We start from the raw sequence: 9,489 nt of genomic DNA on the forward strand, positions 1-9,489 counted from the left end.
GTGGGGTGGATCAGACGTCCACCTCCACCGCATCGCCCCACTGCTCCATCAGCTCGCGGCGGGCGGCCGCCTCGGCCTTGCCCATCAAGCGGTTCAGGCGCGCCGCGGTCGCCGCGGCATCCAGGCCCCCCAGGGTCACGGGCTGCAGGCGGCGCGTGTCGGGGTTGAGCGTCGTGTCCCAGAGTTGTTCGGCGCTCATTTCGCCCAGGCCTTTGAAGCGGCTGATCTGGCACTTCTCCCGCGGCACCCCCTCCTTGGCGCATTTGTCCAGGATCGCCGCCAGTTCCCCCTCATCCAGCGCGTAGTGTTTGCTGGCGGGCTTTTTGCCGCGCGCGGGCACATCCACCCGGTACAGCGGGGGCCGCGCGACATAAACGTGTCCCGCCTCGATCAGGCGGGGAAAGTGCCGGAAAAACAGGGTCAGCAGCAACACCTGGATGTGCGAACCGTCCACGTCCGCATCACTCAGGATGCAAATCTTGCCGTAGCGCAGGCCGCTCAGGTCCACCGCATCGTCGGGGCCGTGGGGATCGACCCCGATGGCCACCGCGATGTCGTGGATCTCGGCATTGGCAAACAGCCGGTCGCGCTCCACCTCCCAGGTGTTGAGCAGCTTGCCGCGCAGCGGCAGAACGGCCTGCGACGCCTTGTCGCGCCCCATCTTGGCGCTGCCGCCGGCGCTGTCGCCCTCGACCAAAAACAGCTCGTTGCGCGACAGGTCGCGGCTTTCGCAGTCGGTCAGCTTGCCGGGCAGCACCGCCACCCCGGAGCCTTTGCGCTTTTCCACCTTCTGCGCGGCCTTCTGGCGGCTTTGCGCGGCGCGGATGACCAGCTCCGCCAACCGCTTGCCGTGCTCGACGTGCTGGTGCAACCACAGCTCCAGCGCGGGGCGCACATAGGCCGACACCAGCCGCAGCGCATCGCGGGAATTGAGCCGCTCCTTGATCTGGCCCTGGAATTGCGGGTCCAGCACCCGCGCGCTCAACACATAGCTGGCGCGGGCAAACACATCCTCGGGCAGCAGCTTCACGCCCTTGGGACACAGGGCGTGCAGTTCGATGAAGCTGCGCACGGCCTGGAACAGCCCCTCGCGCAGGCCGCTGTCGTGCGTGCCCCCGGCCGGGGTGGGGATCAGGTTGACATAGCTCTCGCGCACCAGCGGCCCCTCCTCGGTGAAGGCCACCGCCCAGGCCGCACCCTCCCCCTCGGCAAAGCTCTCATGCCCCGCTTCGGCATACCCCTCACCCTCGAACAGCGGGATCAGCGGCTCGGCCGCCAGCGTCTGCTGCAGGTAGTCGCTCAAGCCGCCCTTGTACTGCCAGGTCTGGGTCTCGCGCGTGCGCTCGTTGACCAGCGTCACGGTAACCCCCGGCATCAGCACCGCCTTGCTGCGCAGCAAATGCGTCAGCTCCCCCAGCGGCAGGGTGACCTGATCGAAGTAGCGCGCATCGGGCCAGACGCGCACCGTGGTCCCCTGGCGGCGCTCGCCGGCCTCGAGCGGCCGGCGCACCAGCGGCTCCACCACGTCACCGCCGGCAAACACCAGGCGCGCCACATGCCCTTCGCGGTGACTCGTCACCTCCAGCCGGCTGGCCAGCGCATTGGTCACGCTCACCCCCACGCCGTGCAGCCCGCCCGAAAAGCTGTACGCCCCGCCCTGCCCCTTGTCGAACTTGCCCCCCGCGTGCAGCCGGGTGAACACCAGCTCCAGCACCGGCGCCCCTTCCTCGGGATGCAGGCCGTGGGGGATGCCGCGCCCGTCGTCTTCCACACTGACGGAGCCATCCGCATGCAGCGTCACGCGGATGCGCCGGCCAAAACCCGCCAGCGCCTCGTCGGCGGCGTTGTCGATCACCTCCTGCACGATGTGCAGCGGATTGTCGGTGCGGGTGTACATGCCCGGGCGCTGCTTGACGGGCTCCAGCCCTTTGAGCACCCGGATCGAACTCTCGGCATAGCCGGGCGCAGCGCCCGGCACGGTGGTGGAGGCGGACATGGCCGCGGATTGTACGGACCCGCTCGCCCGGGCGAGCGCCCATTCCGGCGCGACTCGGTCCCGGCCCCGCGGGGGGCTTGACAGCCCGGGGCGGTCTGTGTTTTGCACACACGGCGCCCGCCGCCGGACCGGCCTTGGCTGCGCGGCCACTCCTCTTGGTTGCGCTGCAGCGCACTCGGGAAATCATTCAAACCATTGTTTTATTTGATGTTTTAAGGCTGATTAAAAATTGGGCAATCTGTTCAAGCCCTTGCCGGACGTGGCTTTGCCCCGCGTGATCACGCCTTACCCACAAAGTTATCCACAGCAACTTGGGACAAGGCCGAACACCCCCGGTGGCTCAAGGACTTGGGCCCTCCACCTCAGATTCGGTCTGCGCATGGCCGCGCAACCCGCCCCAACCCATCCGCCCCACCCGGCCATCGATGCCCCCGCGCGGGGAGCACGACCATCCGCTACAGTTCGCGGATGACCGCTGTCCGCCGACTCTCTGCCGCCCAGGTCCTGCTGTGCGGCGCCCTCATCGTGACCTTTTCCATGGGTATCCGCCATGGCTTTGGGCTGTGGCTGCAACCCATCACCCAGGCACAAGGCTGGACGCGCGAAACCTTTGCCTTCGCGATGGCGGTGCAAAACCTGGCCTGGGGGGTGTTCGGCATTTTTGCCGGCATGCTGGCAGACCGCTTTGGGGCCTACCGGGTGTTGCTGGGCGGCGCGCTGCTGTACGCAATGGGTCTGGCGGGCATGGCACTCGCCACCTCGACGCTGGTGTTTGCGTTGACCACCGGGGTGTTGATCGGTGCGGCCCAGGCGGGCACGACCTACGCCATCATTTACGGCGTCATCGGGCGCCAAATCCCGGCCGAGCGGCGCTCCTGGGCCATGGGGCTGGCGGCCGCAGCCGGGTCGTTCGGGCAGTTTTTGATGGTGCCGGTGGAAGGCTGGCTGATCGCCGCCTTCGGCTGGCAGGACGCGCTGCTGGTGCTCGCCGGCGCCGTGCTCGCGATCGGCCCCCTGGCCTGGGGCTTGCGGGAGCCGGACTTTGCCGGCGGGGCGCGCGGGGCCGCGCGCGAACAGACGATCGGCCAGGCGCTGCGCGAGGCCTTCGGCTACCGCAGCTTCCAGCTGTTGATGGCGGGCTATTTCGTCTGCGGCTTTCAGGTGGTGTTCATCGGGGTGCACATGCCCAGCTACCTAAAGGACCACGGCCTGTCGCCGCAGGTGGCGTCCACGGCACTGGCGCTGATCGGCCTGTTCAATGTGTTTGGCACCTATGCGGCGGGCGTGCTGGGGCAGCGGCTGGCCAAGCGCAAAATCCTCGCCGGCATCTATTTGATGCGCTCGATCGCGATCGCGCTGTTTCTGGCCGCGCCACTAACGCCGTGGAGCGTGTACGCCTTCGCCGCCGCCATGGGGCTGCTGTGGCTGTCCACGGTGCCGCCGACCAATGCCATCGTGGCGCAAATCTTTGGTGTCGCGCACCTGTCGATGCTCGGGGGCTTCGTGTTCTTCAGCCACCAGGTGGGCAGCTTCATGGGGGTGTGGCTGGGCGGCTTGCTCTACGACCGCACGGGCAGCTACGATATCGTGTGGTGGATCTCCATCGCGCTGGGTCTTTTTGCCGCCGTCGTCAACTGGCCCATCCAAGAGGCACCGATCCGCCGCGGGCCGGTGCGCATGACCGGGCCGGCCACTCCGTGACCGCTCGCGGCCCCAGCGCACCCAAGGCCTCCGCTCGACCGTTTTCACTTCAAGGACCCGCCCCTGCCATGTCCTTCGCCGCCCCGTCGCCCCAATCGCGTCCGGTCTTGCGCCCGGTCCTGCGCCTGGCCGGCTGGGGGGTGGCCCTGGGCGCGTGTGCCGCGGTGTTCGCCTGGTACCTGGAGCCGGACTTTCTGCTCACGCTGGCGGATCGGCTCTGGAGTTGCTTTTGACCATGCCGCACGCCGACTTGCCCCCCTCACCCTGGATCACCCGCTTCGAGGCGCTGTTGCAGTCCCGCGCACCGGACGGGGGCCCACGGCGCGCTCTGGATCTGGCCTGCGGCCACGGGCGCCATGTGCGCTGGCTGGTCGCGCGGGGCTGGCACGTCACCGCGGTGGACCGCGACACGGCGGCATTGGCCTCACTCGCCGACCTGGGCGCGGCGCTGCGCCCGCTCGCCGCCGACCTGGAGGGCGCCCCCTGGCCCCTGGCGCAGGAGCGTTTTGACGCAGTGGTCGTGACCAACTACCTCTGGCGCCCCCTGCTGCCGCACATCGTGCAGGCGGTCGCACCCGGCGGCGTGCTGCTGTACGAGACCTTCGCCCAGGGCAACGAAACCGTCGGCAAGCCATCGCGTCCCGATTTTCTGCTGGCCCCGGGCGAACTGCTGCGCGCCTGTGCCGAGCTGCGCGTGATCGCCTACGAGGATGGCTTTCTGAGCCGCCCCGACCGCTTCGTGCAGCGCATCGCGGCCGTGCGCGAGGCACCGGCCGCGAACGCCGCGCCGCCGCGCTACCCGCTCTGACCCGGTGAGCACCGCCCGAGCCGCTGGTTAGAATGTCCGCTGGACCCAACACTGGATTTGCGCACACGCCATGAAGCCCATCACCGGCAGCATCGTCGCCCTCGTCACCCCCATGCACGAGGACGGCCGCGTCGACTACGACACCCTGCGCAAGCTCATCGACTGGCACATCGATCAGGGCACCGACTGCATCGGCGTGGTCGGCACCACCGGCGAGTCGCCCACGGTCAGCGTCGAGGAGCACTGCGAAATCATCCGCGTCGCCGTGGAGCAGGCCGCCGGGCGGCGGCCCATCATGGCCGGCTGCGGCGCCAATTCCACGCGCGAGGCGATCGCGCTGGCCGAGTTTGCCCGCCGGGTGGGCGCCGACTGCCAGTTGCAGGTCGTGCCCTACTACAACAAACCCACGCAGGAGGGCCTGTTCCAGCACTTCAAGGCGATTGCCGAGGCCACCGGCGACCTGCCCATCATCCTGTACAACGTGCCGGGCCGTACCGTGGCCGATCTGCAGCCCGAGACGGTGCTGCGCCTGGCCGAGGTGCCGGGCATCGTCGGCATCAAGGAGGCCACGGGCAACATCGAACGCGCCCAGTGGCTGATTCGCGAAAAGCCCGCCGACTTCGCCCTCTACTCGGGCGATGACGCCACGGCCGTGGCGCTGATGCTGTGCGGGGGCCAGGGCAACGTCAGCGTCACCGCCAACGTCGCCCCACGCCTCATGCACGAGCTGTGCATGGCCGCGATCGCGGGCGACGCCCGCACCGCCATGCGCATCCAGATGCAACTGCTGCCGCTGCACAAGCAGCTCTTCGTCGAGGCCAACCCCATCCCCGTCAAGTGGGCCATGGCGCGCATGGGCCTGTGCGGCCCGACACTGCGCCTGCCGATGACGCCGCTGTCGGCCCCGCACCAGCCCGCCGTCGAGGCGGCTTTGCGCGCCGCCGGTCTGATCTGACGAACACGCCCCATCGCACGCCAAGGGAATCGACATGCCCGCATCCCACCGCCCCCGCCCCTCCACCGCGTGGCGGCTCGCGCCCCTGGCCCTGGCGGCGCTGCTCGCCAGCGGCTGCTCGGTGCTGGAGGAAGACCGCATCGACTACAAGAGCGCCAAACAGATCAACCGCCTGGAAGTCCCGCCGGACCTGACGCAACTGGCGCGCGATTCGCGCTATGCGCTGCCCGGGGCGTCGGTCACCGCGTCGGGCTATGAGGCCACGGCCGCCGCCCGACCCACCGGCACCGCCGCCCCCGCGCAAATCGGCGATGTCCGCATCGAACGGGCGGGCAACCAACGCTGGCTGGTCGTGGACCGCGCGCCCGACGACCTGTGGCCTGCGCTGCGCGACTTCTGGCAGGAAAACGGCTTTCTGCTCACGCTGGACCAGCCGCAACTGGGCCTGATGGAGACGGACTGGGCCGAAAACCGCGCCAAGATCCCGCAGGACATCATCCGCTCGACCATCGGCAAGCTGTTCGACAACCTGTACTCGACCGGGGAGCGCGACAAATTCCGCACCCGCGTGGAGCGCAACGCCGCAGGCGGCAGCGAAATCTTCATCAGCCACCGCGGCATGGTCGAGGTCTACACCACCGAGCGCAAAGACAACACCGTCTGGCAGACCCGCCCCGCCGACCCGGAGCTGGAGGCCGAGTTTCTGCGCCGCCTGATGGTCAAGCTGGGCGTGAGCCAGGAGCAGTCCAAGGCCGCCGTCGCGGCGGGCGCGCGGCCGGTGATCGCGCGCATCGAAACGGTCGATGGCCAGCCGACGGTCGTCATCGACGAAAACTTCGACCGGGCCTGGCGCCGCGTGGGGCTGGCGCTGGACCGCAGCGGCTTCACCGTGGAAGACCGCAACCGCGCCGAGGGGACATACTTCGTGCGCTATGTGCCGCCGGACGAGAATCCGCAGACGCAAGAGCGCGGCTTCCTGGGCCGCATCACCGGCTGGTTTGGCAGTTCCAGCGCGGCGCAAAGCGGGCCGACGCGCTACCGCATCCGCGTCACCGCCACCGGCGAGCGTGCCACGGTGGTCGTGCTGGACAGCAACGGCCAGCCGGACCGCTCTGCCACCGCGCAGCGCATCGCGCAGCTCATCGCCAACGACATGAAGTGAAACGGGCGGCGCCAAGCGCCGCCCGCATGTGGGTTCTGGCCCATCAGACCGCCGCGGGCTCCGCCTGCGGCGCCGGGGTGCGGATCAGGTAATCGAAGGCGGACAGCGCTGCCTTGGCCCCTTCGCCCGCCGCGATGACGATTTGCTTGTACGGCACCGTCGTGCAGTCGCCCGCGGCAAACACGCCGGGCACATTGGTGTGACCCTTGGCGTCGACCACGATTTCGCCAAAGCGGTTGCGCTCGACCACGCCGTCCAGCCACTCGGTGTTGGGCACCAACCCGATCTGCACGAACACACCCTCCAGCGCCAGGGACTGCTCCGCCCCACTGGCGCGGTCGCGCCAGCGCAGGCCGGTCACCTTCTGGCCGTCGCCTTCCACCGCCAGGGTCTGGGCCTGGGTCAGCACGGTCACGTTGGGCAGGCTCTTGAGCTTGCTGACGAGCACCGCGTCGGCCTTGAGCTGATCGGCAAACTCCAACAGCGTCACATGCGCGACGATGCCGGCCAGATCGATGGCCGCCTCGACGCCGGAGTTGCCACCGCCGATCACCGCCACGCGTTTGCCCTTGAACAGCGGGCCGTCGCAGTGCGGGCAATAGGCCACGCCGCGGTTTTTGTACTCGGCCTCGCCGGGCACGTTCAGGTTGCGCCAGCGCGCACCCGTGGCCAGGATCACGCTGCGCGCGCGCAGCTCGGCCCCGTTGGCCAGTTGCACCCCGACGTAGCCGCCCACCGCTTCGGCGGGCAACAGCGCTGCGACCGGCTGACCGTTCATCAGGTCCACCTCGTAGTGGCGCACCTGCGCTTCCAGCGCGGCGGCAAACTTCGGGCCGTCGGTTTCCAGGACCGAGATGTAGTTCTCGATCGCCAGCGTGTCGTTCACCTGCCCGCCGAAGCGCTCGGCCACGATGCCCGTGCGAATGCCCTTGCGCGCGGCATAGACGGCGGCAGCGGCACCGGCCGGGCCTCCCCCGACGACCAGCACGTCGAACGGATCCTTGGCCGACAACTGGGCCGCGGCGCGCGCCGCCGAGCCCGTGTCGAGCTTGGCGACGATCTCCTCCAGCGACGTGCGGCCGGAGACGAACACCTCGCCGTTGAGCAAGACCAGCGGCACGGCCATCACGTTGCGCTGCTCGACTTCGGCCTGGAACAGGGCGCCGTCGATGACGGTGGTGTGCACGCGGGGGTTGAGGATGGCCATCAGGCTGAGCGCCTGCACCACATCCGGGCAGTTGTGGCACGACAGCGACATGTAGACCTCGAAGCGGTACTCCCCGTCGAGCGCGCGCACCTGGTCCAGCACCTCGGGCGCCACCTTGGGCGGGTGCCCGCCGGTCCACAGCAATGCCAGCACCAGCGAAGTGAATTCATGCCCCAGCGGGATGGCGGCAAAGGTCAGGTCCTGCGCGCCATCCGGCCGGCGGATGGCGAAGGACGGACGGCGCGCATCGGTGCCGTCGGTGCGCACGGTGATCTTGCCGTCGGACAGCCGGGCGATGGTGCGCAGCAGTTGCTCCAGCTCACGGGCGCTGGCCGAGTCATCGAGCGAGGCCACCAGCTCGAACGGCTGGCTGACGCGCGTCAGATAGGCCTGAAGTTGGGATTGCAGTTGATCGTCGAGCATGGGGTTCTCCGGGAATGGGCGGGATGACTGGGGCAGCGTCCGACCGTCCGGCCCAGGCCCATGGGCACTGGGGGCCGGCGGGCGGTCCGGCGGGGAAGCCGGACCGCAGGGACGGTTCAGACCGTCGGGATCAGATCTTGCCGACCAGATCCAGCGACGGGGCGATGGTCTTGGCGCCCTCGTTCCACTTGGCCGGGCAGACTTCACCCGGGTGCTCGGCCACGTACTTGGCGGCCTTGAGCTTGCGCAGGGTTTCCTTGACGTCGCGCGCGATCGCGTTGTCGTGGATCTCGGCGGTCTTGATCACCCCCTCCGGGTTGATCACGAAGGTGCCGCGCAGGGCCAGGCCTTCTTCCTCGATGTGCACGCCGAAGGCGCGGGTCAGTTGGTGCGTGGGGTCGCCCACCAGCGGGAACTTGGCCTTGCCCACGGCCGGGCTGGTCTCGTGCCACACCTTGTGCGAGAAGTGGGTGTCGGTGGTCACGATGTAGACCTCGGCGCCCAGCTTCTGGAACTCGGCGTAGTTGTCGGCCGCGTCTTCCACCTCGGTCGGGCAGTTGAAGGTGAAGGCCGCCGGCATGAAGATCAGGACCGACCACTTGCCCTTGAGGGACTGCTCGGTGACTTCGACGAACTTGCCGTTGTGGAAGGCCTGGGCCTTGAACGCGGGGACTTGGGTGTTGATCAGCGACATGCTGCTTTCCTTTCGTGGTTGAAAAACGGGTTCGACCGGAGCCGGCGGGGACCGCCTGCGCGGGTGGCTCGGCTCCGTGAAAACGAGCATATCATAGTTCATGACAATCGTTTTACATGATTGATAGTGTTTATTCAGTGGATAGCCGCTTTTGTTTTTGTTGTTACGAATCGTTCTCATTTGCATATAATGTTCTGCGTCGCTTGCGGCACCTTTTCCACTGCCATCCCTTCCACGCTTGCACGTCACGCGTTCCATCCTTTGACCACCATGCCACGCTCCCGCCCCACCCACCCCTCGCCCGCTCCCCGCCGCGCCACCCCGCCCACCCCTGCGCGCAGCACGGCCGCGCTGCCGCTGGGGGCGCTGCTGCTCGCCAGCGGTCTGCAGGCCGCCGCCCAGACCGCCATGCCCCGCCGGCGAAGGCGTGGCTGGCAGCCTGGACACCGTCACCGTGCGCGACGCGGGCGACCCGACCGAAATCCGCGCCCAAAGCACCCCGCCCGCCACCCGCACCCGGGTGGGACAAGGCCAAGAAGCCCC

Annotated in this window: 8 protein-coding genes; 5 read left to right on the plus strand and 3 right to left on the minus strand. The window is 68.6% G+C overall.

What is annotated here, in order from left to right; genetic code table 11:
- Window positions 1-10: 10 nt before the first annotated feature.
- Entirely contained in the window at window positions 11-1,996 is a 1,986-nt protein-coding gene (locus A9O67_RS12400; RefSeq protein WP_068610804.1) for a DNA topoisomerase IV subunit B, read from the minus strand.
- Window positions 1,997-2,464: 468 nt separating this feature from the next.
- Between A9O67_RS12400 and A9O67_RS12405 the strand changes: the two genes are divergently transcribed.
- From A9O67_RS12405 to bamC, 5 genes are all read left to right on the plus strand, one after another.
- The gene (locus tag A9O67_RS12405) at window positions 2,465-3,697 is read left to right on the plus strand and encodes an MFS transporter (RefSeq protein ID WP_068610806.1); all 1,233 of its coding nucleotides are present in this window, start codon (window positions 2,465-2,467) and stop codon (window positions 3,695-3,697) included.
- A 68-nt stretch (window positions 3,698-3,765) separates the two neighbouring features.
- Window positions 3,766-3,930, plus strand: coding sequence for a hypothetical protein (locus A9O67_RS13490; RefSeq protein ID WP_156682321.1), 165 nt, complete (start codon window positions 3,766-3,768; stop codon window positions 3,928-3,930).
- 2 nt (window positions 3,931-3,932) lie between these two features.
- A complete protein-coding gene (locus A9O67_RS12410) occupies window positions 3,933-4,505 on the plus strand; it encodes a class I SAM-dependent methyltransferase (protein ID WP_068610808.1) in 573 nt (190 codons plus the stop codon).
- A gap of 70 nt (window positions 4,506-4,575) precedes the next feature.
- A complete protein-coding gene (dapA, locus tag A9O67_RS12415) occupies window positions 4,576-5,460 on the plus strand; it encodes a 4-hydroxy-tetrahydrodipicolinate synthase (RefSeq protein ID WP_068610810.1) in 885 nt (294 codons plus the stop codon).
- Between the two features lie 34 nt (window positions 5,461-5,494).
- On the plus strand, window positions 5,495-6,622 hold the full coding sequence (bamC, locus tag A9O67_RS12420; RefSeq protein ID WP_068610811.1) for an outer membrane protein assembly factor BamC: 1,128 nt from the start codon (window positions 5,495-5,497) through the stop codon (window positions 6,620-6,622).
- Window positions 6,623-6,665: 43 nt separating this feature from the next.
- Here bamC and ahpF read toward each other — a convergent pair whose 3' ends face one another.
- Window positions 6,666-8,252, minus strand: coding sequence for an alkyl hydroperoxide reductase subunit F (gene ahpF / locus A9O67_RS12425; protein ID WP_068610814.1), 1,587 nt, complete (start codon window positions 8,250-8,252; stop codon window positions 6,666-6,668).
- Between the two features lie 130 nt (window positions 8,253-8,382).
- Window positions 8,383-8,946, minus strand: a complete 564-nt coding sequence (ahpC, locus tag A9O67_RS12430) for an alkyl hydroperoxide reductase subunit C (protein ID WP_068610816.1) — start codon at window positions 8,944-8,946, stop codon at window positions 8,383-8,385.
- Window positions 8,947-9,489: the final 543 nt, after the last annotated feature.

Source organism: Tepidimonas fonticaldi (assembly GCF_001675355.1).
In the GTDB taxonomy this organism is placed as follows: Bacteria; Pseudomonadota; Gammaproteobacteria; order Burkholderiales; family Burkholderiaceae_C; genus Tepidimonas; species Tepidimonas fonticaldi.

What these genes read in the sequence shown, in the direction of transcription:
- A9O67_RS12405 (WP_068610806.1), top strand. Translation starts at nt 2,465, where the DNA reads ATGACCGCTGTCCGCCGACTCTCTGCCGCCCAGGTCCTGCTGTGCGGC.
- bamC (WP_068610811.1), top strand. Translation starts at nt 5,495, where the DNA reads ATGCCCGCATCCCACCGCCCCCGCCCCTCCACCGCGTGGCGGCTCGCG.
- A9O67_RS12400 (WP_068610804.1), bottom strand. Translation starts at nt 1,996, where the DNA reads ATGTCCGCCTCCACCACCGTGCCGGGCGCTGCGCCCGGCTATGCCGAG.
- A9O67_RS13490 (WP_156682321.1), top strand. Translation starts at nt 3,766, where the DNA reads ATGTCCTTCGCCGCCCCGTCGCCCCAATCGCGTCCGGTCTTGCGCCCG.
- A9O67_RS12410 (WP_068610808.1), top strand. Translation starts at nt 3,933, where the DNA reads ATGCCGCACGCCGACTTGCCCCCCTCACCCTGGATCACCCGCTTCGAG.
- ahpF (WP_068610814.1), bottom strand. Translation starts at nt 8,252, where the DNA reads ATGCTCGACGATCAACTGCAATCCCAACTTCAGGCCTATCTGACGCGC.
- dapA (WP_068610810.1), top strand. Translation starts at nt 4,576, where the DNA reads ATGAAGCCCATCACCGGCAGCATCGTCGCCCTCGTCACCCCCATGCAC.
- ahpC (WP_068610816.1), bottom strand. Translation starts at nt 8,946, where the DNA reads ATGTCGCTGATCAACACCCAAGTCCCCGCGTTCAAGGCCCAGGCCTTC.